Genomic DNA, 25,233 nt, shown 5'->3' with positions numbered 1-25,233 from the left:
AGCGTGAAACTTTCGGACTTCAAGGCGCTCACCTTCGACTGCTACGGCACCCTGATCGACTGGGAGAGCGGCATGATCGCCGGGCTTGCGCCCCTGACCGGCAAGGTGAAAACGCCTCTCACCCGCGACCAGATTCTGGAAGCCCATGCGCGCGCCGAATCCTCGCAGCAGCATTTCACGCCGTCGATGAAATACAGCGAACTTCTGGCCATCGTCTACAAGCGGCTGGCGGAGGAATGGGGCGTGCCGGTTTCGCTCGATGAATGCCTGGCCTATGGCGCGTCGGTAAAGGATTGGCCAGCCTTTCCGGATTCCGCCGAGGCGCTGGCCTATCTCAAGAAGCACTACAAGCTCGTCATCCTGTCGAATGTCGATAACGCCAGTTTCGCCCACAGCAATGCCAGGCTGGGGGTGGTGTTCGATGCTGTTTATACCGCGCAGGATGTTGGCTCCTACAAGCCCGCCGACCGCAACTTCGATTACATGCTCGACAAGCTGAAGACGATTGGCGTGGAGAAATCGCAGATCCTTCACACTGCCGAGAGCCTGTTCCACGATCATGTGCCCGCCAACCGGCAAGGGCTTGCGTCGTGCTGGATCTACCGCCGCGCCGGCAAGGAAGGCTTTGGCGCCACGATGAACCCCGGCATCATGCCCGACATCAATTTCCGCTTCACCAGCATGGCTGAAATGGCCGCCGCGCATGCGAAGGAAATCGGGGCTTAAGCGGTTCTGGGCCCCCGGTTCAGCAGGCGGCCGCCGAAGATCGAGATCATCACCGCGCCCACGATGATGGCGCCGCCGATGAAGGCGGCGCGGCCCGGCAATTCGCCGAAGGCCAACCAGGGCCATAGGGGATTGAGCACCGCGTCGAGCATGACGATCAGCGCCAGCGTCACGGCGGAGACGGATTTCGCGCCCTTGGCATAATAAATGCCGGGAATGGCCAGTTGCAGCGTACCCATGGCGACCAGCAGCGCCACGTTGCGCGGCGGCACGTCGAAGCCGCCGCCCGCATGGCCGGCCAGAAAGCCGAACGCGCCCGCCACCACAAAGCAGGCGAAGCCGCCCACGCAAATGGCGGGCACCATGTCATAACCCCGGTAGCGCCGGAGGGTGAGTGTCTGCCCGGCAAAGGAGATCGGCACGCAGCAGGAGACGATGATGCCGATGAGATGGCCGCCGGACAATCCATCCCAGGCGATGATGCCGACGCCGATCATCGCCAGCGCAGCCGCCGCCCATGCCTCTAACCCCGGCTTTTCGCCGGTGATCCACGGGCTGAGCAGGCCGGTGAAAATGGGCGATGACGCGCCGATCACCGAAATGGTTGCCGTGCTCACCAGCGTGAGCGAGGTGACATAGAGCGTTGAGCCAAGCGTGAAGAAACTGGCCGAGGCAATGAGCGCGATCAGTGGCAGCTCACCGAATTTCCGGAAGACATCCCAGCCATAGATGGCGATGAGGTAGCACAGCAGGGCGACGCCCATCCAGTAGCCGCGCCAGGTGTTGAATTGCCAGCCATCCATCCCGGGCATGAGGCGGACGAAGAATCCGGAAAGACTCCAGCCGAGTTCGGCGATCAGGACGTAAATGACGCCCTGCGCATAGCTCTGTTCCTTCGCCGTCATGGATTGCCGAATCTCCCGCGCGGCACACTACACGGGTTCAGCCCGCAAAGCTTCAGGCGCGGTTCTGCGTTTCCTGCCGCATGCCCGCCACCAGTTGCCGCAGCAGGGCCGACACCTCGACATCCAGATTTTCGCCGGTAACACCGGTGAACCAGCGGTCGAGGCTCATGGAGATCACGCCATGGAAGGCCGAGAAGAGCGTGCGGGCGCGGATGAACAGCGCCTCTTCCGAAAGAGCAGGCTGCAGCGCCTTCAACGGCCCCACGATATGCGCCATCAGATGGTTCAAGGATTCATAGTGTTCGGATGGAAAGGTTTTTCCGTCCGGCAGACGGTGTTCGAACATGGCGCGCCAGAGGTGTGGCTCGGCACGGGCAAAGGCCAAGTAGGCTTCGGCCAGCCGCTGCAGATGCATGTCGGCTGAGGATACGCCTTCGCTGGCCTCGTCCATCCGGGCGTTGAGCGTCTCGAAGGTGCTGTGATTGACGGCCATCACCAGCCCGTCCAGATCGGGAAACACCGTGTAGAGGCCGCCGAGCGCCGATCCCGCCGCCTCGGCCACCTCGCGCGCCTTCAGGCTGGAAAGCCCTTTTTCCGCGATGATCCGGCGGGCCGCCGTCAGCAGCCTGTCCCGTAGGCCGCGCTTTTTATCCGTCTGTTTCGCCATGTTAACTCTGTCCACACGATTTTTGAACGCCGTTCATTTTATTGTTGAACGATGTTCAGGTTCTGCTACATTGCAATTGTGAACGATGTTCATAAACGGAGACAGCAGAATGTTCAAACAGATTGTGACGTTGATCAGAGGCACCTCCTACGAAGCCAGCGAGGCGGCACTTCTTCCCCACACCCAGACGATCCTCCGCCAGCAGATCCGCGATTGCGCCCAGGCTTTGGCCGCGGCGCGCTATGCGGTGGCGGTGGCGCAGGCCCAGCATGCCCATGAGGAAAACTCCCACAAGCGCATTCTCGAACGCATTGCCGATCTTGAGGCGCGCGCCATCGCGGCGATGGAACAGGGCAAGGATGCGCTGGCCCACGAGGCGGCGGAAAGCATCGCCGTCCTCGAACAGGAGCGGGATTCGAGCGTTCAGGTGCAGCAGGCCTATCGCACCGAAATCGGCCGCCTCAAGGGCATCATCCGCAAATCGGAATTCCGCCTCCGCGATCTCGAACGCGGCCAGAAGCTCACCGCCGCCACCGCCAAGGCGCAGAAGCTGCGCGAGCATGGGTCCGAGTCATCGCTCAGCACCTTTGCCGAGGCCGAGGCGACGCTGAACCGGCTGCGCGAGCGGCAGACGCATTTCGACCTGACAATGGATGCGCTCGATGACATGGACCGCACGCGCGATCCCTCGACCATCACCGAGAAACTGGCCGAGGCCGGATGCGGCCCCGCCCTCAAGACCCGCGCCGAGGACGTGCTCAAGCGTCTCCGCGAGCGGCACCAGCCTGCCAGCGCTTGAGCCAAGTAACGCCCGATACTTCAAACCAAGGAAAGGAACCACACCATGAACAATACCGATCTGCCGCTCAAATCATCCTCCGCCTGGAGCATGTTCACCTATGTGAGCTTCGCCATCGCTGCGGCGATGATGGCCGGCGGCATCTATTTTCTCGAAGCCAGCTTTTCCGCCAAGGGCTTCTATGCCATGTCGGCCTTGATGCTGGTGCACACCACGGTGTCGATCACCAAGACGATGCGCGACGACCAGGAGGCCAGCCGGATGATCAACAAGCTCGAGGAGGCGCGCACCGAAAAGCTGATCATGGAAATGAACCGCAACGGCTAAGTCCATCCCAAGTGAAGGCCTCTCCCGCGCACCGCGCGGGAGAAGTTTTTATCAGGCCCGCAGCGCGGCGTTATCGGGATCGTAGGGGCTCTCGGGAATGACCGTGGCCTTGAACAGTTTGCCGAGAATCTTGATCTCAAGCTCCGTGCCTGGTTTCGTAAATTCCGGCCGCACCATGCCGAGCGCCAGGGACTTGTTCACCCGGAAGCCGAAGCCGCCGTTGGTGGCGCGGCCGATCAGCTTGCCATTGGCATAAAGCGGTTCGGAGCCGCGCGCATCGCTGTCGCCATCGCCCACGCCATGCACTTCCATGGTGACGAAGTTCCAGTTGAGGCCCTTTTCGCGACCCGCCACCAGCGCGTCGCGGCCAATGAACTGGCCCTTGTTGGGATGGACGAAACGGTCGAGGCCCGACTCATAGGCGGAGTATTCGATCGACAGTTCGCGGGGCACGAGGCGGTAGCTCTTCTCGATCGAAAGCGCCGACATGGCCTTGATGCCATAGGGCTTGATGCCGAACTCCTTGCCCGCTTCCATGAGCTGGTCGAACAGCGCCACCTGCTGTTCGATGGGGTGATGGAACTCCCAGCCCAGCTCGCCCACGAAGTTCACACGCATCGCATAGGAGGTGCAGGTGCCGACGCTGATCTGCTTGCCCGACAGCCAGGGGAAGGCCGCATTGGAGAGATCGGCATCGGTGAGCTTCTGCAGCACCTTGCGGCTGTTCGGCCCGGCGAGCACCAGCACGCCCCATTGCGTTGTCACGGGATGGAACTGCACGCTGCCGTCGGCAGGCAGCATTTTCCGCAGATAGTCATGGTCGTGCCGTTCGAAGGCGCCGGCAGAGACCAGATAGTAGCCATTCTCGCGCGCCTTGAAGACGGTGAACTCAGCCCTGACGCCGCCGCGCGGGGTGAGCAGATGGCACAGCGCCAAGCGGCCCACCTTCTTCGGAATCTTGTTGGCGAGGATCGAGTCGAGCCAGGCTTCGGCACCCGTCCCGGTGATGAAGCATTTGGCGAAGGCCGACATATCCTGCAGGCCGACATTGTTCATCACATTACGGCATTCCTCGCCGACAAATTTGAAATAGTTGGAGCGGCGGAACGACCACTTCTCGACGATGCGCCCATCCTCGGTGGCGGGCGCATGGTTGTGGTTGGTGAGAACATCGGGGCTCTCTAGTTCCTCCTTGGTGAGGGCATAGCCCTTGGGCGCGAACCAGCCCGGCCGCTCCCAGCCATAAACAGAGCCGAAGACCGCGCCCAGATCCTTCATGCGGTCATAGCAGGGCGTGCGTTTCAGCGGACGGGCGGCGGCGCGCTCCTCATCCGGGTAGTGCGGCGTGAAGACATTGGCATAGGCTTCCTCGTTCTTCTCCTTCAGGTAGCCACGCGTCGCATATGGCCCGAAGCGGCGGGGATCGACGCCCATCATGTCGATCGAGGGTTCGCCTTCGACGATCCATTCGGCAAGCTGCCAGCCGGCACCTCCCGACGCCGTGACGCCGAAGGAATGGCCTTCGTTCAGCCAGAAGTTCTTTTTCTCCCAGGCCGGGCCGATGATCGGCGAGCCATCGGGCGTATAGGCGATGGCGCCGTTATAGACTTTCTTGATGCCCACTTCGCCGAAAGCCGGAACGCGGGCGATGGCGGTTTCGATATGGGGGGCGAGACGATCCAGATCTTCCTGGAACAGCTCATATTCACTGGCATCCGAAGGGCCGTCCATATAGCAGCAGGGCGCGCCATGCTCGTAAGGCCCAAGCAATAATCCGCCGTTTTCCTCGCGCATGTACCAGCTTAAATCGGCTTCGCGCAGCACGCCCATTTCGGGCAAGCCCTTCGCCTGGCGTTCGCGGATCAGCGGGTGCGGCTCGGTGACGATATACTGGTGCTCAACCGGAATCACGGGAATGTCGAGGCCTACCATGGCGCCGGTCTTGCGGGCAAAATTGCCTGAGGCCGAAACCACATGCTCGCAGGTGATGTCGCCCTTGTCGGTCTTCACCAGCCACTCGCCATTGGGCTTCTGCTCGATGCCGGTCACGGTGGTGTTGCGGTAGATTTCAGCGCCCCTTGTGCGGGCACCCTTGGCCATCGCCTGCGTCAGGTCGGCGGGCTGGATGTAACCGTCATCGGGATGCTGGATGGCGCCCAGAAGCCCATCGGTTTCGCACAGCGGCCAGATGTCCTTCACCTGCTGGGGAGTGAGCACATTCACCTTCACGCCGATGGTTTCGGCCACGCCAGCGTAATACATGAACTCGTCCATGCGGTCTTTGGTGCGGGCGAGGCGGATGTTGGAGACTTTCGAAAAGCCCACATGCTGGCCGGTTTCGGCTTCCAGTTCGCCATAGAGCTTCACCGAGTATTTGTGGATCTGGCCCACCGAATAGGAGAGGTTGAACAGCGGCAACAGGCCCGCCGCGTGCCAGGTGGAGCCCGAGGTCAGCTCCTTGCGCTCGATCAGGACAACGTCGCTCCAGCCTTTCTTGGCCAAATGATAGAGCGTGCCGACGCCCACCACGCCGCCGCCGATGACGACCACGCGCGCATGTGTTTTCATGGGAGAAATCCTCTGATCCGGGAAAATGCGATTGAGGGCACATTAGTGAGGCCTTTTCAACAGGGGTGAGGCAGAGCGACGGGGCTCCGGCAGAATGCGACACCGGCTTGCCAGCCCCGCTTCCCGCGACCATGATCAGTGTCTGAATTTGGGGGTTTCACCATGTTGCGCAAAGCCATATCCGCCGCCATTGTTCTGGCCGCCTTGACAGGCCCGGCTTTGTCAAAAACCTATGTTCACACGCCGCCCATGGGGAGTGCCGAACGCAAGGCCATCATGGATGCGATGCGCGCCAAGGGCGATCTGCCCAACCGCATCTTCATCGTGAAATTCCTGAAAGTGTCGCAAGGCTGGGCCTGGCTCGAGGCTGATCCGCGCTCCAAAGACGGCAAGCAAAGCTATGAGCCGGAGAGTGCGTTGCTGCAGCAGACGGGCAAGGCCTGGAAGGTGGTGGATCAGCCCTGTGCGGAGGAAAGCTGTGATGCCGATGAGGAACTTTCCCGTATCAAGACCGGTCACCCGGAAGCGCCGGCGGTGATTTTTCCGAAGTAGAAGCCGTGCAAACCAAATCGCCGCTTCGATGAGTTTCATCGGCACCGCGGGATGGGCTGTCCCTGCGCAATACAGGGATCGGTTTCCGGCAGGCGGCAGCCATCTTGAGCGATATGCCACGCGGCTTACCTGTGTGGAAATCAATTCATCCTTCTATCGCTCTCACAAGCGCAGCACTTATGAGAAATGGGCGGTGTCGGTTCCCGAAGGTTTTCGCTTTTCGGTGAAGGTCCCGCGCCGCATCACGCAGGAACATCGTCTAAAGAACTATAATGGAGAGCTTGACCGTTTCCTTGGAGAAGTGATCGGACTTGGGCACAGGCTCGGCGTGCTGCTCACGCAATTGCCGCCGTCCCTTGCCTATGACAGTGAAGCAGCGGAAATGTTTTTCCGCGACATCGCCCGCGCCAAGGCCACCGTGGCCTGTGAGCCCCGGCACCCAAGCTGGTTTACGCCCGAGGCCGAAGAACATCTCAAGGCCCTCAAGGTTTCGCGCGTTGCCGCCGATCCGCCGCGGGCGTCAACCGATGGCACGCCAGGTGGTGATACAGGGCTGGCCTATTACCGGCTGCACGGCAGCCCCAAAATCTATTACTCCGCCTACAGCGATGCCGATCTGAAACGGCTTGTGCCTGAACTCCGGCCTGGGGACTGGTGCATCTTCGACAACACCGCAGCATTCCACGCGCTTGGAGACGCGCTTCGGCTTCAAGAGATCAATCGCGTGTGATGTGTTGGACGTCCGGTTTGGTGCCAGGTCAAAACCCCACAGGGCGATGAATCCCGATCCCGGCCGTTATGCATAATATGCCGGCAAGATCGGCACGCATTGGTAGTTGGGCGAGAACGGCAAACCCAATCGCCGTTGCGCTGGCTGGTAGAAGCGCGGGGAGCAACGCAAAGCTGGCGCGTGGCAAGCGCGCCATGGCCAACTGGTCGCAGACATAGGGAATCACCGAGGAACTGAGGCCGACACCAATTGCCGCGAAGAGCAGTATTGGGTCGGTAAGCGCAGGTGACGCTCCGGCGAAGCCGAACGTCTCTCGAAATTCGAATGTCCGTCAACATGCATACGCCCGCGATTGTCGCCAATAGCGCCAACAGGTTTCGGCAGCAGCGCATGCCCTAGACGGCAAGCGTTATCGGCCCGAGGAATTCAATCGCCCCAGGTGTTGGACTGGTGCTCAGGTTCACACCGCCGTGCCAATTTTTGGACCCGTGTGCCGGTTTGCTCATAGGATGAAATCGCTCTCTACCAACGCGTGCTGTCCTTGCAGGCTAATTTGGAAATCGGCCTTGCCGTCACCATCGGTGTCGGCAGAAACCATCGTCACATTCGCCCCAATGTGGAAATGCAGTTGGCCTGCTTTGTGAGAGAAGGCCTTGTCTCCAATGAAGGTAAATGGGTCGTCGTCAGATCCGTTGATCGCGTCCACTGCGCTGAGATCAATCGCATCAACACCGGACACAAAATCCCTGATAACGTCCCGTTGGGCTCCAGCGGCCGACTCGCTCAATGTGGTGAATACGAACACATCCGCACCTGCGCCGCCGGTCATAACATCGCGGCCTTCACCCCCGGCCAGACTGTCGTCGCCTGCATCACCAATCAGAGTATCGTTGCCAGTTCCGCCGTTAAGCTGATCATTTCCATCTAACCCCTTAAGAAAGTCGTTGCCTCCTCCGCCTGATAAATTGTCGAGGAGCGTATCGCTCAGTCCGTTTCCTCCGACGACACGATCGCTTCCCGATCCGCCTTCAAAGAGAAGGCCGTCAAAATGTTTCAATGTTGTGCCGTCGCCAATGTCGGTTCCCCCGCCCCCATGTAGCAAGTTGATCGTAAAAGCGGCTGTTGAACCTGACCTGTACACGATGACGTAGTCGTTTCCGGTGCCGCCATCAATTTTATCCGCAAAATCATCTTCGTTGCTCACAATCGTGTCATCGCCCGAACCACCGAACATCTGGTTGGTTCCGCCGAAGCCAAAAATTGAAGACCCTTGATTCGGTCCGTGAATGACATCGTTGCCCGATGAACCGTCCAACCTGATGATCTGGTCGTATGGATCATTCCAGCTTTCGAATTGCCAGCCACGCGCGTCTAGCGTGGTATGGCTGTCATCAAGGTGGACAAATAAGTAATTGGACGAAGTCCCTCCCTTGAGGGTGACGTTATTCAGAATCTGCACCCCGTCAAACTGGGCGGAGGAAAAGATGACATACCCGCCAGGATTGAATTGGATTGTATCAATGTCAGAGAGTGTCGCCTTGGAAAAATCGTGACTGCCGGAAGTCGGCGGGTAAAAGGTTGTCATTCATGCCATCCCATTAGGAGCGAGTTCGTTTTTGTGCAGCCAACGCATCAAGAATTGAGCTTGGGCTGCAAGTCTGCCCTAACGGCCAATTCGGTTCAAGTTACCGAATACGTCAATCCCTAGTTATACGGTTCACGAATGGCGATGATAGAAAGTTTCCCCGCTGCGAGGTTGTCAAGAGTTACAACAATTTAGGCAAGCCGAAGCTCACAATCCAACGCAGTGGCACGGCCTGACTAGCATGACAATCGCCACCCCTCGCAAGATCGGTCGTCAGGCCATCGACGTCGGTGATCGGCGATGCAGCGGTCTTGAAGCGACGAGTATTGCGCTCATGCTGGCGGTAACAGCGAGCCGACAGGTCGTAAATTTGCACCGCCGGAACCGCAGCGGAACCTCAAGCTCAACCATTGGCTCCGGTCGAGAAACCAGAAAATGCTGCTAACCAATTGATTTGATAGCTGGTGCCCCTGGAGGGACTCGAACCCCCACGCCCTTGCGAGCAACAGATTTTGAGTCTGCCGCGTCTACCATTCCGCCACAGAGGCTTGCGGCGGGTGGATTAGGGGCGGCGGCTTGCGCCGTCAACCGGAAAGGCTAAGACACCTTTAGGATGATCCGGATCACCGATTCCATAAGCCTTGACCCTAGGGATTTAAGCTTCAGCTTCATCCGCGCCTCGGGGCCGGGTGGGCAAAACGTCAACAAGGTCTCAACCGCCGTTGAGCTTCGCTATGACGTGGCCAATGCCTTTCTGCCGGAAGACCTGAAGGCGCGGCTCAAGCCTCTGGCCGGGCGGCTGCTCACGCAGGAAGGCATTCTCGTCATCACCGCGCAGGAGTTCCGCTCGCAGGAGCGCAACCGCGAGGCGGCGATCGACCGGCTGGCGGTCCTGCTGCGCAAGGCGGCGGTGAGGCCCCGGCGGCGCATCGCCACAAGGCCCACCAAGGCGTCCAAGACGCGGCGGCTCGATTCGAAAGCCAAGCGCTCGACCACCAAGAAGCTCCGCTCCGCCAAATCCTTTCACGATTGAGATTCCATGCTGCGCAAACTTTATGACTGGACGCTCTCCCTCGCCGCGCGCAAATCGGCGGAGCTGTGGCTGGCCGTCATCGCCTTTGTCGAAAGCTCGGTGTTCCTCGTGCCCGCCGATGTGCTGTTCATTCCCATGGCGCTGGCCAGGCCAACGCGCGCCTATCGCTATGCGGCAGTGGCCACCGTCGCTTCGACGCTGGGCGGTATTGCCGGCTATCTCATCGGGGCGCTGGCCTTCGAGCATTTTGCCAAGCCGGTGCTGGAATTCTACGGCAAGCTCGAGGCCTTCAATCAGCTCAAGGCCTGCGCGGGGGATGACACGCTGCTGGTGCTGCTCGTCACCTCCGGCCTCGCGCATCTGCCGCCCATCAAGGTGGTGACGATCCTTGCGGGCGCAGCACACATCAGCTTCGTGTTCTTCGTGCTGTCCTGCATCATCGCGCGGGGCCTGCGCTTCTTCGCACTGGCCTGGGCCTTGAAGCGCTGGGGCGAACCGATCCGGCAGTTCATCGAGCGCCGCCTCGGCCTCATTGCCGCCATGGCGGCGCTTATCCTCATCATCCTCTATTTCGCCGCCAAATATCTTGGCGGTTCGGGAGCCCTGACCTCATGCTGAGCCTGACCAACAAACAGACATTCTGGCTGCTGGCGCTGGTGGCCTTTGCCACCATCGCGGGCGCGTGGATCTTCGAATATTTCGGCTATGCGCCGTGCGAACTCTGCCTCAAGCAGCGCTGGGCCTATTATGCGGGCGTGCCGCTGGCGGCGCTGTTCGCATTGGCCTCGGGCGGCAGGCCCGGCCTGGCGCGCAATGGCTTCCTGCTGCTGGCGGTCCTGTGGGCGGCCAGCATGGTGTTCGGCATCTATCATGCGGGCGTTGAATGGAAGTTCTGGCAGGGGCCAACGGCCTGCACCGGCGGCGGCAGCCTGACTGGCCTTCCCGATCTCTCGAAACCGGCGGTGATGTGCGATGCCCCGGCGCTGCGCATCTTCGGCCTGTCGTTGGCGGGATGGAACGCGGTGATCTCGGCGGCGCTGGCCTTTGTGGCGGCGCGCGCCTTCCTGCGTCAGGGATCGAGTTCGGTATCCCAGTAAAGATAATCCTGCCAGCTGTCATGCAGATAGTTGGGCGGGAACAGGCGGCCGTTGGAATGAAGCTGCGACACGCTGGGGCATTGCGGCTTCTGGGCGGGATGCATGCGCACATCCTGGGGCATGTAGCCGCCCTTGGCGAGATTGCAGGGCGAACAGGCCGTCACGACATTCTCCCACGTCGTCTGGCCGCCTTTGGAGCGCGGGATGACGTGATCGAAGGTCAGGTCCTCGTGGTCGCCGCAATACTGGCAGGTGAAACGGTCGCGCAGGAACACGTTGAACCGCGTGAAGGCAGGCGTGCGCGAGGGCTTCACATAGGTCTTGAGCGAGACGACGCTGGGCAGGCGGAATTCGAAGGTGGGGCTCCGCACCACGCGGTCATATTCGGAGACGATGTTCACGCGGTCGAGGAACACAGCCTTGATGGTGTCCTGCCAGCTCCACAGTGACAGGGGGTAGTAACTCAACGGGCGGAAGTCCGCGTTGAGGACCAGGGCGGGGCAGGCTTCCGGCGCTACGGCTCCGTGATGCACGCGAACCTCATCAGTACCTCCAGGTGCTTACTATATCTTGTGTGACGGCGCTGTGAAGCCCCCTATGTGACAGCCTGTCCCATGCCCTTGAGGCCGCGGTAATGGCTCCACAGCAGGCGCGCGGCGGTGGCGCGGTGGGGACGCCAGCGTTCGGCAAGGCCCGCCATTTCACGGTGATCCGGGCGTTTGGATAGCCCGAGTAAATCATGGGCCGCAGCCTGCAGGGCCAGGTCGCCGGCGGGCCATGCGTCGGCATGCCCAAGCCCCGACAGAAGGAAGATATCCGCCGTCCACGGGCCAATGCCGCGCAGCGCGGTCAGGGATTTGGCTGCCGATTCGGCATCCAGCTGCGCGAGTTCTTGTGAAGTCGAGCTTACCCGAAGCAACGGTATCCGCCACGGCGATGAAACTCCGGGCCTTGGCGCGCGACAGGCCGAGCGACATCAGATGGTCTTCGCTCGCGGCGGCAACAAAAGCCGGATCGAAGGGGGCGAGATGGTTCTCAAGCCTCGACCAGATGGCGGCTCCGGCTTTCAATGAAATGAGCTGATCGGTGATGATGCGCAGCAGGGCCTTGAGACTGGCCTCGTCACGGCGGAGCGGCGGATGACCATGCATGTCGATCACCGCCTGAAAGCGTGGTTCGATGGCCAGCAGCGCCGCGATGGCGGCAGCGAGATCGTCATCGGTGGCGAGGATTTGATTTTTGCCCATCGCCATTCCATTAGCAGGCGATGGCCCGCCACGCATTCCGTTTCGCCCCCAGCCCCAATGGTCTCCTGCATCTGGGCCATGCCTATTCGGCGCTGCTGAACTGGCGGATGGCGAAAGCCGAAGACGCCCGCTTTCTGGTGCGGATTGAGGATACCGACATCACGCGCTGCACGATAGCCCATGCGGCGCAGATACTGGACGATCTCGCCTGGCTGGGCCTCGGCTGGGAAGAGCCGGTGCGCGTGCAGAGCGAACATTTCGCTGACTATGAAGAGAACATCTCGCGGCTCTGGGCGATGGATGCCGTCTATCCCTGCTTCTGTTCGCGGAAGGAGTCGCTCGCCCATGCGCGGGAGGAGAAGGATCCCGACGGCGTGCCGCTTTATGGCGGAACCTGCCGCAACCTTTCGCGCGATGAGGCGGAGCGGCGCATCGCCGCCGGTGAGCAGTATGGCTGGCGGCTCAAAGCTTCTGGCGATACTGCGTTATGGGGCGACGCGGTGATCGCCAAGCCGCGCGTCGGATCATGGTACCACATCGCGGTGGTGACTGATGACCACCTGCAGGGCATCACCCATGTGGTGCGCGGCAAGGACATCGAAGCGGCAACGCCGCTCCATATCAAGTTGCAAAAACTTTTGGGGTTCGCCACGCCGCTCTACACCCACCACGATCTTATCCGCGATGAGGCGGGCGATAAGCTCTCGAAGAGTGCCGGAAGCCCGTCGCTGCTTTCACTGCGGCAGAATGGCGTGACGGCGGAAAAGGTGCGGGCGGAATTGGGATTCGGGTGACTGAAATTACGGGTGAAGATACGCAATAAAAATTCCGGTTGATGTTTCATGTGAAACATTTCCTAGGTCTGTTTTTACAGGGTTTTTCGATGCTTTTGGCGTGAAAGCGCGTGGTGCGGCGTGTTTTTTATGTTGGTGCCGGTTGCATTTAAGTTGCCAAATTGAGGGCTCTCAAATTGACTCTGTCAATTTCGTTTTGGTCCTGGGTCAGCGGGGTGAGGATGCAAAGGCTGCATCCTCTGCCTGTCATCCCGGCGGTAAGCCGGGACCCAGACTTGGCCACGGCTGTGCGGGTTGAAGGTCTGGTTTCCGGCTTTCGCCGGAATGACAGGTGAAGAAGAGATTCAGAATGATTCCGTACCCCGCCGCCCTCCTTGAAACTCGCGGAAGGAAAATGGGAATCAGAAATCGCTGGCGATGCCTTTTTTCTCCCAGTCGCCGAAACGGGTGGGTTCGGGGCCGTTCGTGCCGTTGACTTCGGGTGGCAGATCCCGCGGCGTGGCCGCCTTGCGCCGGGCCTCGGCTTCGGCGAGGGCGCGGCGGGCTTCGGGGGACAAGGGCTTGCCGGTGTTTTCCATGGTGCACATATGATAAGCATGACTTTGGAGATGCAAGGAGAAATGCCCCGATGAATACGCTGCGCACCGGCCTGCTGATGGCGGCGATGACCGGGCTGTTCCTGGCCGTGGGCTATCTGCTGGGGCGCGAGACGGGCATGATCATCGCCTTCGTCTTTGCCGCCGGCACCAATCTCTTCGCCTACTGGAATGCCGACCGCATGGTGCTTTCCATGCATGGCGCGCAGCAGGTGGACCGCGCCTCGGCCCCTGAATATTACGCCATCGTGGAACGGCTGGCGCAGCGCGCCGGGCTGCCGATGCCGAAAGTCTATGTGATGGACAATCCGCAGCCCAACGCCTTTGCGACGGGGCGCAATCCGCAGAACGCCGCCGTGGCCGCCACCACTGGCCTCCTCGCAACATTGTCGCCGGATGAGATCGAAGGCGTGATGGCGCATGAACTTGCCCATGTGCGCCACCGCGACACGCTGCTGATGACGCTGACGGCGACGCTGGCGGGCGCCATTTCCATGCTGGCCAATTTCGGCATGTTCTTCGGCGGCTCCCGCGACCGCAACAATCCGCTGGGGGCATTGGGCTCGATCCTGATGATCATCCTGGCTCCCATGGCGGCGGCGCTGGTTCAGATGGCGATCAGCCGCACGCGGGAATATGGTGCCGACCGGGGCGGGGCGGAGATTTCCGGCAAGCCGATGGCGCTGGCCTCGGCCCTCGTCAAGATCGACCGCATGGCGCACCGCGTCGTCAATGAACCGGCGGAGGCCAATCCGGCCACGGCGCCACTGTTCATCATCAATCCGCTGTCGGGGCGGGGCATGGACAATCTCTTCTCAACCCACCCCGCCACCGAGAACCGCATCGCGGCGCTGAAGCAGATCGCCCAGGAGATGGGCGCACCCTCTGCCAGCCGGGCGGACGCCCAACCGCAGCGCGGCGGGCCCTGGGGGTAATTTCCGTGGATCATCAGGACACGGCGGGCCTCTCTGCCCGCAGGCTCGCCATGGGGCTGCTCCACGGCATCCTCGTGGAGCGGCGGCCGTTCGACGAGTTGTGGGACGGCGCGCCCCTGATCGCGGCGCTCGACCCGCGCGACCGAGGTTTCGTGATGGCGCTGACGCTGACAGCACTTCGCCACAAGGGCGAAGCGGAAGCCGTGCTGGCGTCCTTTCTCGACAAGCCGCTGCCGCGCAAGGCGGGGGCAGCGCCCCTCATCCTTCTGGCGGGGGCCACGCAATTGCTGTTCATGGCCTTGCCGCCCCATGCGGTGATCGACCTTTCGGTGCGCCTCGCCAAGGAAGACCAAGGGGCCAGGCATTTTTCAGGGCTCATCAATGCCGTGCTGCGCAAGGTGGCGGCGGGCGGCGTTGCTCTGCTGGACGGGCTCGAAGCGCCGCGCCTCAACACGCCGGACTGGCTGTGGACGCGCTGGGTGAAAACCTATGGGGAGGATCGCACGCGCGCGATTGCGCAGGCTCACATGCAAGAACCTGATCTTGACGTAAACGTCAAGAATGATTTAGAACACTGGGCGGCGGAACTGGGCGGGACGCTTTTGCCGACGGGGGCGATCCGGCTGAAGGGTGTCGCGTCAGTCGAGAAACTCCCCGGTTTTGCGGAAGGCCAATGGTGGGTGCAGGATGCCGCCGCGGGGCTGCCGGTCAAGCTCCTGGGCGATGTGCGGAAAAAGCGGGTGCTCGACCTCTGCGCCGCGCCGGGCGGCAAGACGCTGCAGCTGTGCGCCATGGGGGCTTCAGTCACCGCGCTCGATGTCTCGGCGGCCCGGCTGGAAAGGTTGCGCGAGAATCTCCGCCGCACCGGCTTTGCGGCGGAGGTGGTGACGGCTGACGTCTTCGATTACCGGCCGCAGGAGATGTTTGACGCGGTGCTGCTGGATGCGCCCTGTTCGGCCACCGGCACGATCCGCCGCCATCCTGACCTGCCCTATCTCAAGACGGCGGAGCAGATCGGGGCGCTGGTGGAACTGCAATGGAAGATGCTGGCCCATGCCGCAACGCTGGTGAAGCCGGGTGGCAGGCTGGTTTATTGCACCTGCTCACTCGAGCCGCAGGAGGGCGAGAAGCAGGTGACGGCTTTTCTCAAGAAACATTCCGATTTCAGCCTCGTTCCGGCGGTGATGCCCGATCCGGCGATGGTCACGGCCGACGGATTCCTGCGCACTCTCCCATCGATGGGCATGGACGGCTTCTTTGCCGCCGGATTAACGAAAACTTTCTGACCTTCGTTAGCAAATCATTAACCACGCCCTCGCCACAGTGGCGGCCTTCCAGCGGGTTCGAGGGACATGGCGGGTTTGGCGAGGACAGCGGGCGGCGCGCCAGAAGGCGTTCTGGCCCGGGCGGGATTGGCCGCCCTGCGCGACCGGCTGGGCAGCGTGGCAGGCGGCGGATTTTCCGGCCTGTCGGGGCGCATTCCCGCACTTCAGCCGGGCAAGCCCGAACTGGCGCGGGCCCTTTACCGGGGGCTGTTCTGTTTCGGCGGCGCGACCGTCGAGTGCCAGCCAGCAGACGTGTTTTCCATCGTTCCGCCCCATGCGGCGTGGCGGGACGAGCTGACGTCTTTCGGTTGGCTGCTGCATCTCGAGGCCACGGCCCAAGACCTTTACCGCACCTATGCGCGGAGCCTGTTCGAGATCTGGCATGCCCAGCCGCGCACCAGCGGCTTTCTCTCTTCTTGCCGCCGCCTCGCGGCCTGCGCCCAATTTGCACAGTTCTTTCTCGATGGATCTTCTAATCGTTTCGAGTCGCTATTTTATTTGAGAATGGCGTCCGAGGCGCGGATTCTGGCTCGCCAGCGGGCGCAAACGCCCGAAGGTGAATTGGCGCGCTGCGCGGCGCTGCTTGCTACCGGGCTGACATTCCGGGGCGGCGGCGGACTTCGCGATGAGGCCCTTTCCCGGCTGGCGGCGATCCTGCCCACCCTCATTCTGGCCGATGGCGGGCCGGTTGACCGGTGCCCGGCTACCTTGCTGTCCGTGCTGGCCCAGCTCCTGCCGCTCCGGCTGGCGCTTGAGGCGCAGCGCGTCGCCATTCCCCGCGAAATGAATGCCGCCATCGAGCGCGCCTTGCCGATGCTGCGCATGCTCTGCCATGGCGATGGCGGACTGGCGGTGTTCCAGGGGGTGACGCACCCCCAACCCGGTCTGGTGCGCGCGGTGCTGTCGCGTGATGAGGTGCTGGGCCGCCCGCTGTCGCAAGCCGCCCACTCCGGCTTCTGCCGCCTGGCGCAGGGGCAGAGCGTGGTGATTGCCGATACGGGGGCGGAAGGCGTGTGCCAGAGCGCGCTGGCCTTCGAGCTTTCCGACGGGCCGCAGCGCATTGTCACCAATTGCGGGGCGCCGCCGCGCGCCTCGGAACGCTGGCGGCAGGCCTCCTGCTCGGCCTCCGCCCACTCCACGCTGGCGCTGGAAGGCCAAAGCGAACAGGCGCTGCAAGGGTTCTTCGCCAGGCGGGCCAGGCGCGTGGCGCAAAGGCCGATCTCCGCCGATCTGGTGACCACACCGCATGGGCTTTTGCTCAAAGCGCAGGCGCAGCATGCCGCCAATGGCCTGCTGCACGCGCGGGAGTTCTTTCTTGCCGCCAATGGCACCGATTTCCGGGGCGAGGACAGGCTGACACAGATGGCCCAGCCCGACGGTGAGCCGCAGGCCTTCACGCTCCGCTTCCATCTCCATCCCGCCATCAAGCCGGAGGCGGGGCCAAATGGCGCCATTGCGCTGGCTCTGCCGGGTGGCGGGCGCTGGGTGTTTTCGGCGCGCGGCGGGCAGGCCCAGCTTGAAGACAGCATCTCGCTGGCCAGCGGCCCCGGCCCCCGCAAAAGCCGGCAGATCGTTATCAGAGGTCTAGCCGGGCGGCCGGAGCGGGTGAACTGGGCGTTCAAAAAGCAGCGGGACAGCTGACTTTCCCGTGGCGTGAGCCGCGCGCCGTGCTATCTGGCGGTTTTCCGCCTTCAAGGATTTTCACGCATGGACAGGCCGATCCGCCGCGCCCTTCTCTCGGTTTCCGACAAGACCGGCCTCATCGAGTTTGCCCGGTCGCTGGCGGAGCGGGGGGTCACGCTTCTCTCGACCGGCGGCACAGCCAAGGCCCTGGCCCAAGCGGGGCTGGCAGTGACAGACGTTGCCACGGTGACGGGATTCCCCGAAATCATGGATGGGCGGGTGAAGACGCTGCACCCGAAAGTCCATGGCGGGCTGCTTTCGGTGCGCGGCAACGCCGAACATGTTGCGGCGCAGCAGAAACATGGGATTGCCGACATCGACCTGCTGGTGGCGAACCTCTACCCCTTCGAGGCCACGGTGGCGCGGGGGGCCGCCTATGACGACACGGTGGAAAATATCGACGTGGGCGGCCCGGCGATGATCCGGGCGGCGGCGAAAAACCATGAGAGCGTGACGGTGATCGTCGAGCCATCGGATTATTCTTCGGTATTAGAAGAACTTACCGCGCACAATGGCGCCACATCGCTGGCCACCCGGAAGCGCCTGGCGGCCAAGGCCTTCGGGCGCACGGCGGCCTATGACGCAGCAATTTCGCAGTGGTTCGGCCGCGAACTGGGCGAGCCCCTGGGCGACTGGTTCGCGGTGGGGGGCAGGCGGCTTCAAGTGTTGCGCTATGGCGAGAATCCGCACCAGCAAGCCGCTGTCTATACAACTACGGATCAGCGCCCGGGTGTCGCCTCGGCGCGGCAGGTGCAAGGCAAGGAACTCTCCTACAACAATCTCAACGACACCGATGCGGCCCTTGAATGTCTTGCGGAATTCGGAACTGACACGCCCGCCTGCGTGATCGTGAAACACGCCAATCCGTGCGGCGTGGCGGAGGGGACAAGTTTGATCGATGCTTACAAGAAGGCGCTGGCTTGTGATCCGGTCAGCGCCTTCGGCGGCATCATCGCCCTCAACCGCAGGCTTGATTTCGCAACTGCGAAGGAGATCATCGCACTGTTCACCGAGGTGATCGTGGCGCCCGGCGCGGAGGAAGAGGCGATCGCGGCGGTGGCGTCCAAGAAGAACCTGCGCCTCCTGCTGCTCGACAAGCTTCCCGCCCCCGATGCGCCGGGCCTGACCGTCAAGACCATTGCCGGGGGGCTGCTCGTCCAGTCGCGGGATCAGGCAACGGTCGACAGCCTGACTCTCACCTGCGTGACCAAGCGCCAGCCGACGGCGCAGGAACTGTCCGACCTGCGTTTTGCCTTCAAGGTGGCGAAGCATGTGAAGTCCAATGCGATTGTCTATGCAAGGGACGGGGCGACGGTGGGCATCGGCGCCGGCCAGATGAGCCGGGTCGATTCAGCGCGGATCGCGGTCAGGAAATCGGAAGATGCGGCCAGGATCGCCGGGCTGGCGGAGCCCCTGGTGAAAGGCTCGGTGGTGGCGTCGGACGCGTTCTTTCCGTTCCGTGACGGGCTGTTGCAGGCGGCGGAGGCGGGGGCCACGGCGGTGATCCAGCCCGGCGGCTCGATCAAGGATGACGATGTGATCAAGGCGGCGGATGAGGCGGGGCTGGCGATGGTGTTCACCGGCGTCCGGCATTTCCGCCACTGATCACTGGGGTGCTGGCTGCTGGTAGCCGGGGCCGACGACAAGCGGGCCTTCGGGCAGCGAGGTTTCATCGACCTCGGTGGTGAAGGTTTTTTCGTAGCGGGCAAGCTCGGCCCCCGAGGTTCCGTCCAGCACGCGCAGCACGGCCTTGTAGGGGTGGCCCTTCTCAATGCCGCGCAGGTCGCCGGTCTGGAAGGTGTATTGCAGCTTGCCCTCGGAGGAGGTTTCGCGGAGCACCTGATTCGGCCCGCCCGGCACCTCGAAGCTGGCCTCCAGCACGGCCCCCTCGGGCAGCGGCTTCTTGCGGCGGGCGACGAAGCCATAATAATGATCGGCGGTGCGATAGTTGAAGATGAAGCCGCCGCCGATGAATTCCAGATAGGGCGTTTTGGAATCGTCCCCGCAGGCGGCGAGCGCCAGGCAGGCGAGCAAGGCAGAGCGGCGGGTGATCATGTCAGACCTCGCTGTCACGGCGGTGGGCGCTGCCCAGCAGCCCCTCGGGCTTCAGCACCAGAATGAAGATGATGATGCCGAAGGCCGCCATGTCACGATAGGCGAGGGGAAGGAGCGCCGTCCACAGCGTTTCGAGCACAGCCAGAAAAATACCGCCGGCAATCGCCCCCTCGATGCGGCCGAAACCGCCGATGATGGCGGCGAACATGGCCTTGAAGCCCAGCACCAGCCCCATGGCGAAACTCACCCCGCCATAGGCCACGGTCACAAACCATCCTGAAAGCCCGGCCAGCGCGCTGGCGGCGGCGAAGGACCAGGCGAAGACCTTATTGGTATCGACTCCACACAACAAGGCCATCTGCGAATTTTGCGCCACCGCGCGCCAGAGGCGTCCGCCAGACGTGAAGCGCATGACGGCAAGAACCAGCATCACGGACAGGGCTGCGGCAGACATGACAGTGATTTGCGGAATGCCGATCTGCACGGGAAAATCACCGTCCCAGAGGGTGAAGCCGCTGTCGAAGAGGGGCGGCAGCCATTGGTCCTTCGAGCCAGTCGACAGGCGCAGAAATTCGCGCAGCGTGATGGAGAACCCGATGGAGGCGATCATCACCGCCTGGCCGGGCTGGCTGGCGATCCGCCCGAACACGGCGGCATGGCTGGCGCGGCCCAGTGCGGCAGAGGCCACAAGGCAGAATCCCAAGGCGATCATCAGGACGGGAAAACCGTCATAGCCCTTTACCATGGCCCAGAAAGCGCCGCCCATGGCGGCAATCGCCCCAAAGCTCGCCACATCGCCAAAGGACAGTACGATGCGGTTGGTGATTCCCTGAAGCAACGCATAGGCGACGGCCAGCGTGACATACAGGCTCGCCAGCATCAGGGCGTTCAGGCCCTGCTGCAGCCAATAGGGGGTGATGAAGGCGGAAAAATCCACGCGGGTCCTCTTGATGGGGAGGACTGTGCACCGGCCTTTCCGGAAGATGAAGGGCAAGTTTGAACGGGAAGGCAGCAGAGGGGGCCTTGAGCCGCCCTCCCGTTCAGAACGCTGGACCACTCCGATGGTAGCGAGCCACCATCGGCTTGCGGTGTAGGCCTGCGTTTCACTTGCCTGCTCAAGCTAGCAGAGCGCGCGGCGTTGCCTGTGACGTGCATCACAGTTGCCTGCCCAATCACAAATTTGTGTCCCGCCCCGCGCAAGGCTGGGCAGCGATGATGCGCCATGGCCACCCGCAAGCGGCTTCGCGCCTCCGATGTCGCCACCGTCTTCATATCGGTGTCGCTGGCGCTCTCCTGTGCCGGGTTTGCGGCGGGCATGATCTTCCGCCTGCAGGGCATGAAAGACCCGCCCGCCGACATGGGGCTGAATTTCCCCGGTGCGGCAAAGAAGAAAAAAATCATCGCGCCCTCGCCCCGCGCCGAGGCCGCCGATCCCCTGATCACCGGCGCCACCGACAGCGTGGAAGGCGGCGGCAACCCGCCCCTGCTGCCCTATCGCAACGAATCGCCGGTGCTCGGCTACCGGCTGCTGGCGGTGGCGGATGGCGTTGCCTTCGTGGAAGTAAAGACGGTTACCCGCACCGAGATCAAGGCGATTTCCAAAGGTGCTGATTTGCCCGGCGCGGGCCCGGTTGACGATCTGCTCCGCACGCCTTCGGGCTGGACGCTCAAGGCGGGTTCCGTGACGCTCCGGCAGGCCTCTCAGTAAAGGCCGCGCAGCAGGCGCTCGATATAGCCGCGCTCAATGGGCTGGAGCCCCTGCTCGCCAACCTTGGAGCGCAGCGCGTCGAGGATTTCGCGCGCCCGCCGCAGCGCCTGTTCGGTGGGCAGGATATTCCGGTCCGGCCCGGTGTCTGGGCTGTTGGAGCGGTTGGGGCGGCCCAGCGGGTCGGTGTCGTCGCCCCGCGCTTCGCCATCGCGCCCCTGGCTTCCCTGCTGGCCCTGGCCGCGCTGGCGCAACTGCTGCGCCAGGCCCTTGGCGCCTTCCCGGAGCTGCGAGAGCGCCTCGCCCTGCTGGCCCAGCGCCTGATCACGGTCCTGGCCGCGGAGCGAGCCTTCGGCGCCCTTCATGTTGCGGCCCGCGTCGCCGAAACTCTGCGGCGGGCTCATGCCGTTGCGGCCCATCTCACGCATCATCTGATCGAGAAGATCGCCGAGTGCGCCCTGTTGGCCGGCCAGATCATTGGGCGAGGGTTGGCCACCCTTGTTGCCGGGCTCCTGCCCAGGCTGGTCGGTGATGCCGCCATCGCCCTGCTCAGGCATGCGCTGTGTCTGATCCATCAGCTTTTGCTGGCGGCGCATCAGGTCGGTCAGCTGGTCCAGCATGTTGTTGAGCGGATCGTTCTGGCCGTTCTGCGCCTGGCCCTGCTGCGGCACCATTTGCAGATTGCGCAGAATGTCATCGAGCTGGGCGAGCAGATCCTTGGCCGCGTCATTGGCGCCGCTCTGGGCAAGACGGTCGATCATGTCGAGCATCTTCTGCAGATCCTGCGGCGTTACCATCTTGAGATTCTGGTTCTGCCGATCGCCGCCCTGATCCTGCTGCCCGTTCCGCTGCGCCTCCTCGCGCATGGACTTCATGTAGCGGTCCATGGCGCTGCGCATTTTGTCCATCAGTTTGGCGATGCGTTCCGGGGGCGCGCCTTCGGCCAGCGCCTGCTCCAGTTCCTTGCGGGCCGCTTCAAGCTCCGCCTTGGCAGAAGCCATCTGGCCATCCTCGATGCCCACCGCTGCCTGCCATAGAAGATTGACGGCCACATCCACATCGTCCTGATCGGCGGCGGCATTGAGGCGCGAGATGATGGCGGCGATGGCGAGATAGTCGCCGCTGCGGTCAATCAGGCCTTGCGGGTATTCGACGAGGGCCGAGAGCATCTGCGCGACCTGGCCGTTTTCCTCCGGCTTGACGATCAAATGGCGGCGCTGCTCGATCAGGGCGCGGGCCAATGGCTTTGTGAAGATGCGCTCCGGCATGCGGAAACGGCGGATTTCGCTGTCCACCCTATGGCCCGCTGCATCGGTGGCGGTGAGCGTCATCTCAACCATGAAACCTGCCCAGGGATGTTCGGCGAGATTGGCTGATGAGGTTCCGGTTTCGGTTTTCGCCGCCGACTTGCGCATCACGATCGGGAATTTCGGCGGGTCGTAAAGAAAGATGCCGTTGCCATCGATGCCATAGCCATCGTCCTGATCGTCGGAGAGCGAGATATCGGCGGTGATGCCTGTTACGCCATAATCATCCTCGGCCTTCCACTTGACGGTGGTGGTGCCCGAGGAATCGCCCGAGGGCAACTCGGTCATGGTGATGGTGGGGGCGCGATCCGGCGTGAGGAGGATGCGCCACTGGGCGACCGTGTTGCCGTTGTCGGTGAGCGAAATGAGCGCCGGGCGGGTAAGCTTCACCTCAGCCTGATAGCCTGTGGCGCCGGTCTGGGTTTTGGGAACGATGCCTTTCAACGGTGCGCCCGTCTCGGGATCGGTGAGGGTGAGCTCAGGCGCCTTCGCCTGCGAAAGCCTGAGGGTGAGCACGGAATTTTCCGGCACGGTCAATTCAGGCTCGGCCCTGAGATGCTCCACCATCGCCGGGCTGGTGAGCAGGATGGGCGGCTTTGCCGTATAGGCGGGGGGCTTCAGCCAGGCATCGAGCATCTGTCCCGGAACCGCAGCGGGACGCGTGAAGGCCAGCGCATCGGCAAAATTGCGGCGCGGTGTGCCAGGGCCGAGCACGACACTGGCGATGAGAGCGAGCGCCACCGGCAGGCGCAGGGCCTTGGGATCAAGCGCGCTCCACCGCGAGCGGGGCGCACCGGCTTTCAAATCCGTGAGGCGCGCCAGTTCGCGCTTCCGGTGCACGTCCCACAGCGCCAAATTGCCTTCGGCCAATTGGTCATCGGCGGAGGAGACGGGGCGATGGGTGAGGCCAGATTGCATTTCGACCCGGCGCATCGCCTGTTTTTCGGTAGGCCAGCGGAAATGCCTGAGAGGCCAGAGCGAGACGGCGAAGGCGATTGCCGCGAGGATCAGGATGGCGAGTCTGAGGGCAGGTGGCAGCCAGGCGGGAAGGCCGGAAAAGATGAAGGCGAGGGTGAGCCCGGCGATCAGCAGCGGCCACAGCAGCAGCGCCCACAAGGCTTCCGCCGCCAGCGCCAGGCGGGCGCGGGAAATCGCAAAGGACACGGAGCGAGGGGGCGCTGAGTTCATGTTGGCGATCATGCTAACACAGAAGGGCCGAATTGTGCCCAGCGCAAAGGATCACGATTAAGGGGGCATCCGGTGTCCCCTCACCTCCCCGTTGCGTTTGCAACGGGTCCCGTCCTCTCCCGCACGCGGGAGAGGACGATTTCCCTTTACTGCCAGCTTGCCAGGCGGTCGAGCCCGATCAGCTCTTCATAGGTCTGGCGGGGGCGGACGAGGGCCCAGCGGTTGTCCTTCACCAGCACTTCCGGCACCAGCGGGCGTGAATTGTAGGTGCCGGACTGGACCGCGCCATAAGCGCCCGCCGTCATGGTGGCGAGAAGGTCTCCGTCCTTCATCGCCGGGAGCTTCCTGTCCTTCGCCAGATAATCACCGGATTCACAAACCGGCCCCACCACATCGGCGGTGATGGAAGACTCGCCGTGCGGCTCCGCCACGGGGATGATCTCGTGATAGGCGTCATAAAGCGTGGGGCGGATCAGGTCGTTCATCGCCGCGTCCTGGATGATGAAGTGCTTTTCATCTCCCTCCTTCACATAGATGACGCGCGACACGAGGATGCCGGCATTGCCGGCGATCATCCGCCCCGGCTCGATCATATACTTAAGACCCAGATGGCCGAGCGTGCGCTTGATCATCTGGGCATATTCATCCGGGTGCGGAGGAACATCATTGGTGCCGCGATAGGGAACGCCCAGGCCGCCGCCCAGATCGAGATGGCGGATGTTATGGCCTTTCGACTTCAGCATCGCCGCGAGATCGGCCATTACCCTGAAGGCCTGCTCGAAGGGTTCGAGCTCGGTGATCTGGCTGCCGATGTGCATGTCGATCCCCGCCACGTCAAGGGCGGAGAGGGAGGCGGCGCGGGCATAGACCTGTTCGGCCCTTGCATAGGAAATGCCGAACTTGTTTTCGGCCTTGCCGGTGGTGATCTTGTGATGCGTCTTCGCATCGACATCGGGGTTGACGCGGATCGACACCTTGGCGCGCTGGCCGGTGCGTTGCGCCACGCTGGCCAGCAATTCAAGCTCGGGCTCGGATTCGATATTGAAGCAGGCGATGCCTTCCTTGAGCGCCAGCGCCATTTCGCGCGCCGTCTTGCCGATGCCGGAAAAGACGATCTTGCGGGCGGGGACTCCGGCCGCCAGCGCGCGGCGAAGCTCGCCTTCCGACACCACATCCATGCCGGCGCCCAGATCCGCCATGGTCTTGATGACGGCCTGGTTGGAATTGGCCTTCATGGCATAGCAGAGCATGTGATCGGTGCCCGCGAAGGCATCCGTCATCACCTTGTAGTGGCGGGTGAGGGTGGCGGTGGAATAGCAATAGAAGGGCGTGCCAATTTCATCGGCCAGCGCCTTCAGGTCCACATCCTCGGCGTGGAGGATGCCGTTCCGGTAAGAAAAATGATGCAT

General features: G+C 62.7%; 25 protein-coding genes and 1 tRNA gene. 14 read left to right on the top strand and 12 right to left on the bottom strand.

The genetic code is table 11. The annotated features are described in order from the left end of the window. Nucleotides 1-3: 3 nt before the first annotated feature. Entirely contained in the window at nucleotides 4-726 is a 723-nt protein-coding gene (locus QM694_RS13110) for a haloacid dehalogenase type II (protein ID WP_415007380.1), read from the top strand. Here the strand turns inward: QM694_RS13110 and QM694_RS13105 are convergent. Then, on the bottom strand, nucleotides 723-1,631 hold the full coding sequence (locus QM694_RS13105; RefSeq protein WP_415007379.1) for a DMT family transporter: 909 nt from the start codon (nucleotides 1,629-1,631) through the stop codon (nucleotides 723-725). The genes QM694_RS13110 and QM694_RS13105 overlap by 4 nt on opposite strands. Nucleotides 1,632-1,683: 52 nt before the next feature. Further along, a complete protein-coding gene (locus tag QM694_RS13100; protein WP_415007378.1) occupies nucleotides 1,684-2,298 on the bottom strand; it encodes a TetR/AcrR family transcriptional regulator in 615 nt (204 codons plus the stop codon). A 109-nt stretch (nucleotides 2,299-2,407) separates the two neighbouring features. On the opposite strand from QM694_RS13100, the gene QM694_RS13095 reads away from it, so the two are divergent. Both QM694_RS13095 and QM694_RS13090 read left to right on the top strand, forming a co-directional pair. After that, nucleotides 2,408-3,097: a PspA/IM30 family protein gene (locus tag QM694_RS13095; RefSeq protein ID WP_415007377.1), complete on the top strand. Its 690-nt coding sequence runs from the start codon at nucleotides 2,408-2,410 to the stop codon at nucleotides 3,095-3,097. 45 nt (nucleotides 3,098-3,142) lie between these two features. Continuing rightward, nucleotides 3,143-3,424 carry a YiaA/YiaB family inner membrane protein gene (locus tag QM694_RS13090; protein ID WP_415007376.1) on the top strand — a complete coding sequence of 94 codons (282 nt, stop codon included), beginning with the start codon at nucleotides 3,143-3,145 and terminating at the stop codon, nucleotides 3,422-3,424. Nucleotides 3,425-3,475: 51 nt separating this feature from the next. Here QM694_RS13090 and QM694_RS13085 read toward each other — a convergent pair whose 3' ends face one another. After that, nucleotides 3,476-5,992, bottom strand: coding sequence for a GcvT family protein (locus tag QM694_RS13085; RefSeq protein WP_415007375.1), 2,517 nt, complete (start codon nucleotides 5,990-5,992; stop codon nucleotides 3,476-3,478). 162 nt (nucleotides 5,993-6,154) lie between these two features. Here QM694_RS13085 and QM694_RS13080 point away from each other — a divergent pair, with 162 nt between their 5' ends. Next, complete coding sequence (locus tag QM694_RS13080; RefSeq protein WP_415007374.1) at nucleotides 6,155-6,544, top strand: hypothetical protein; 390 nt, start codon at nucleotides 6,155-6,157, stop codon at nucleotides 6,542-6,544. A gap of 28 nt (nucleotides 6,545-6,572) precedes the next feature. Then, a complete protein-coding gene (locus QM694_RS13075; protein WP_415007373.1) occupies nucleotides 6,573-7,274 on the top strand; it encodes a DUF72 domain-containing protein in 702 nt (233 codons plus the stop codon). Between the two features lie 502 nt (nucleotides 7,275-7,776). Here the strand turns inward: QM694_RS13075 and QM694_RS13070 are convergent. Continuing rightward, complete coding sequence (locus tag QM694_RS13070) at nucleotides 7,777-8,859, bottom strand: calcium-binding protein (protein WP_415007372.1); 1,083 nt, start codon at nucleotides 8,857-8,859, stop codon at nucleotides 7,777-7,779. Between the two features lie 462 nt (nucleotides 8,860-9,321). Then, nucleotides 9,322-9,407, bottom strand: a tRNA-Leu gene (locus QM694_RS13065). 65 nt (nucleotides 9,408-9,472) lie between these two features. Here QM694_RS13065 and arfB point away from each other — a divergent pair. Genes arfB through QM694_RS13050 form a run of 3 tightly spaced genes read left to right on the top strand, consistent with a single transcriptional unit; the run spans nucleotide 9,473 to nucleotide 10,989 of the window. Beyond that, the gene (arfB, locus tag QM694_RS13060; RefSeq protein WP_415007371.1) at nucleotides 9,473-9,892 is read left to right on the top strand and encodes an alternative ribosome rescue aminoacyl-tRNA hydrolase ArfB; all 420 of its coding nucleotides are present in this window, start codon (nucleotides 9,473-9,475) and stop codon (nucleotides 9,890-9,892) included. Nucleotides 9,893-9,898: 6 nt separating this feature from the next. After that, on the top strand, nucleotides 9,899-10,510 hold the full coding sequence (locus QM694_RS13055) for a YqaA family protein (RefSeq protein ID WP_415007370.1): 612 nt from the start codon (nucleotides 9,899-9,901) through the stop codon (nucleotides 10,508-10,510). Beyond that, nucleotides 10,504-10,989, top strand: coding sequence for a disulfide bond formation protein B (locus QM694_RS13050; RefSeq protein WP_415007369.1), 486 nt, complete (start codon nucleotides 10,504-10,506; stop codon nucleotides 10,987-10,989). The genes QM694_RS13055 and QM694_RS13050 overlap by 7 nt, the downstream gene beginning before the upstream one ends. Here the strand turns inward: QM694_RS13050 and QM694_RS13045 are convergent. Then, nucleotides 10,962-11,522, bottom strand: a complete 561-nt coding sequence (locus QM694_RS13045) for an HNH endonuclease (RefSeq protein WP_415007368.1) — start codon at nucleotides 11,520-11,522, stop codon at nucleotides 10,962-10,964. The genes QM694_RS13050 and QM694_RS13045 overlap by 28 nt on opposite strands. Nucleotides 11,523-11,726: 204 nt before the next feature. Further along, nucleotides 11,727-12,236, bottom strand: a complete 510-nt coding sequence (locus QM694_RS13040; protein ID WP_415007367.1) for a hypothetical protein — start codon at nucleotides 12,234-12,236, stop codon at nucleotides 11,727-11,729. Nucleotides 12,237-12,256: 20 nt separating this feature from the next. Between QM694_RS13040 and QM694_RS13035 the strand changes: the two genes are divergently transcribed. Then, nucleotides 12,257-13,030, top strand: coding sequence for a glutamate--tRNA ligase family protein (locus QM694_RS13035; RefSeq protein WP_415007366.1), 774 nt, complete (start codon nucleotides 12,257-12,259; stop codon nucleotides 13,028-13,030). Nucleotides 13,031-13,431: 401 nt separating this feature from the next. Here QM694_RS13035 and QM694_RS13030 read toward each other — a convergent pair whose 3' ends face one another. Further along, nucleotides 13,432-13,617, bottom strand: a complete 186-nt coding sequence (locus tag QM694_RS13030; RefSeq protein ID WP_415007365.1) for a DUF1674 domain-containing protein — start codon at nucleotides 13,615-13,617, stop codon at nucleotides 13,432-13,434. Nucleotides 13,618-13,658: 41 nt separating this feature from the next. Between QM694_RS13030 and htpX the strand changes: the two genes are divergently transcribed. The 4 genes from htpX (at nucleotide 13,659) to purH (ending at nucleotide 19,174) form a co-directional block, all read left to right on the top strand. Next, on the top strand, nucleotides 13,659-14,561 hold the full coding sequence (gene htpX / locus QM694_RS13025) for a zinc metalloprotease HtpX (protein ID WP_415007364.1): 903 nt from the start codon (nucleotides 13,659-13,661) through the stop codon (nucleotides 14,559-14,561). Between the two features lie 5 nt (nucleotides 14,562-14,566). Next, nucleotides 14,567-15,847 (top strand): 16S rRNA (cytosine(967)-C(5))-methyltransferase RsmB, encoded by a 1,281-nt coding sequence (rsmB, locus tag QM694_RS13020; RefSeq protein ID WP_415007363.1) that lies wholly within the window; start codon nucleotides 14,567-14,569, stop codon nucleotides 15,845-15,847. A 66-nt stretch (nucleotides 15,848-15,913) separates the two neighbouring features. Next, nucleotides 15,914-17,527 carry a heparinase II/III family protein gene (locus QM694_RS13015; RefSeq protein WP_415007362.1) on the top strand — a complete coding sequence of 538 codons (1,614 nt, stop codon included), beginning with the start codon at nucleotides 15,914-15,916 and terminating at the stop codon, nucleotides 17,525-17,527. A 66-nt stretch (nucleotides 17,528-17,593) separates the two neighbouring features. Next, nucleotides 17,594-19,174 (top strand): bifunctional phosphoribosylaminoimidazolecarboxamide formyltransferase/IMP cyclohydrolase, encoded by a 1,581-nt coding sequence (purH, locus tag QM694_RS13010; RefSeq protein WP_415007361.1) that lies wholly within the window; start codon nucleotides 17,594-17,596, stop codon nucleotides 19,172-19,174. Here the strand turns inward: purH and QM694_RS13005 are convergent, their stop codons facing one another. Beyond that, on the bottom strand, nucleotides 19,175-19,624 hold the full coding sequence (locus tag QM694_RS13005; protein WP_415007360.1) for a hypothetical protein: 450 nt from the start codon (nucleotides 19,622-19,624) through the stop codon (nucleotides 19,175-19,177). It lies immediately after the preceding gene. A 1-nt stretch (nucleotide 19,625) separates the two neighbouring features. Then, nucleotides 19,626-20,561: a branched-chain amino acid ABC transporter permease gene (locus QM694_RS13000; protein WP_415007359.1), complete on the bottom strand. Its 936-nt coding sequence runs from the start codon at nucleotides 20,559-20,561 to the stop codon at nucleotides 19,626-19,628. A gap of 285 nt (nucleotides 20,562-20,846) precedes the next feature. Between QM694_RS13000 and QM694_RS12995 the strand changes: the two genes are divergently transcribed. Continuing rightward, entirely contained in the window at nucleotides 20,847-21,332 is a 486-nt protein-coding gene (locus QM694_RS12995; protein ID WP_415007358.1) for a hypothetical protein, read from the top strand. On the opposite strand, the gene QM694_RS12990 is transcribed toward QM694_RS12995, so the two are convergent. Continuing rightward, complete coding sequence (locus QM694_RS12990) at nucleotides 21,326-23,824, bottom strand: TIGR02302 family protein (protein WP_415007357.1); 2,499 nt, start codon at nucleotides 23,822-23,824, stop codon at nucleotides 21,326-21,328. The two genes, QM694_RS12995 and QM694_RS12990, sit on opposite strands and share 7 nt — an antisense overlap. Before the next feature lie 146 nt (nucleotides 23,825-23,970). After that, nucleotides 23,971-25,233: a diaminopimelate decarboxylase gene (gene lysA, locus QM694_RS12985; RefSeq protein WP_415007356.1), complete on the bottom strand. Its 1,263-nt coding sequence runs from the start codon at nucleotides 25,231-25,233 to the stop codon at nucleotides 23,971-23,973.

The organism is Aestuariivirga sp. (genome assembly GCF_047602625.1).
Classification (GTDB): domain Bacteria; phylum Pseudomonadota; class Alphaproteobacteria; order Rhizobiales; family Aestuariivirgaceae; genus Aestuariivirga.
Note: the sequence above shows the minus strand (reverse complement) of the source record. Positions and strands in the feature narration are given on the sequence as shown.

What these genes read in the sequence shown, in the direction of transcription:
- QM694_RS13105 (WP_415007379.1), bottom strand. Translation starts at nt 1,631, where the DNA reads ATGACGGCGAAGGAACAGAGCTATGCGCAGGGCGTCATTTACGTCCTG.
- QM694_RS13100 (WP_415007378.1), bottom strand. Translation starts at nt 2,298, where the DNA reads ATGGCGAAACAGACGGATAAAAAGCGCGGCCTACGGGACAGGCTGCTG.
- QM694_RS13095 (WP_415007377.1), top strand. Translation starts at nt 2,408, where the DNA reads ATGTTCAAACAGATTGTGACGTTGATCAGAGGCACCTCCTACGAAGCC.
- QM694_RS13090 (WP_415007376.1), top strand. Translation starts at nt 3,143, where the DNA reads ATGAACAATACCGATCTGCCGCTCAAATCATCCTCCGCCTGGAGCATG.
- QM694_RS13085 (WP_415007375.1), bottom strand. Translation starts at nt 5,992, where the DNA reads ATGAAAACACATGCGCGCGTGGTCGTCATCGGCGGCGGCGTGGTGGGC.
- QM694_RS13080 (WP_415007374.1), top strand. Translation starts at nt 6,155, where the DNA reads ATGTTGCGCAAAGCCATATCCGCCGCCATTGTTCTGGCCGCCTTGACA.
- QM694_RS13075 (WP_415007373.1), top strand. Translation starts at nt 6,573, where the DNA reads ATGAGTTTCATCGGCACCGCGGGATGGGCTGTCCCTGCGCAATACAGG.
- QM694_RS13070 (WP_415007372.1), bottom strand. Translation starts at nt 8,859, where the DNA reads ATGACAACCTTTTACCCGCCGACTTCCGGCAGTCACGATTTTTCCAAG.
- arfB (WP_415007371.1), top strand. Translation starts at nt 9,473, where the DNA reads ATGATCCGGATCACCGATTCCATAAGCCTTGACCCTAGGGATTTAAGC.
- QM694_RS13055 (WP_415007370.1), top strand. Translation starts at nt 9,899, where the DNA reads ATGCTGCGCAAACTTTATGACTGGACGCTCTCCCTCGCCGCGCGCAAA.
- QM694_RS13050 (WP_415007369.1), top strand. Translation starts at nt 10,504, where the DNA reads ATGCTGAGCCTGACCAACAAACAGACATTCTGGCTGCTGGCGCTGGTG.
- QM694_RS13040 (WP_415007367.1), bottom strand. Translation starts at nt 12,236, where the DNA reads ATGGGCAAAAATCAAATCCTCGCCACCGATGACGATCTCGCTGCCGCC.
- QM694_RS13035 (WP_415007366.1), top strand. Translation starts at nt 12,257, where the DNA reads ATGGCCCGCCACGCATTCCGTTTCGCCCCCAGCCCCAATGGTCTCCTG.
- QM694_RS13030 (WP_415007365.1), bottom strand. Translation starts at nt 13,617, where the DNA reads ATGTGCACCATGGAAAACACCGGCAAGCCCTTGTCCCCCGAAGCCCGC.
- htpX (WP_415007364.1), top strand. Translation starts at nt 13,659, where the DNA reads ATGAATACGCTGCGCACCGGCCTGCTGATGGCGGCGATGACCGGGCTG.
- QM694_RS13015 (WP_415007362.1), top strand. Translation starts at nt 15,914, where the DNA reads ATGGCGGGTTTGGCGAGGACAGCGGGCGGCGCGCCAGAAGGCGTTCTG.
- purH (WP_415007361.1), top strand. Translation starts at nt 17,594, where the DNA reads ATGGACAGGCCGATCCGCCGCGCCCTTCTCTCGGTTTCCGACAAGACC.
- QM694_RS13005 (WP_415007360.1), bottom strand. Translation starts at nt 19,624, where the DNA reads ATGATCACCCGCCGCTCTGCCTTGCTCGCCTGCCTGGCGCTCGCCGCC.
- QM694_RS12995 (WP_415007358.1), top strand. Translation starts at nt 20,847, where the DNA reads ATGGCCACCCGCAAGCGGCTTCGCGCCTCCGATGTCGCCACCGTCTTC.
- QM694_RS12990 (WP_415007357.1), bottom strand. Translation starts at nt 23,824, where the DNA reads ATGAACTCAGCGCCCCCTCGCTCCGTGTCCTTTGCGATTTCCCGCGCC.
- lysA (WP_415007356.1), bottom strand. Translation starts at nt 25,233, where the DNA reads ATGCATCATTTTTCTTACCGGAACGGCATCCTCCACGCCGAGGATGTG.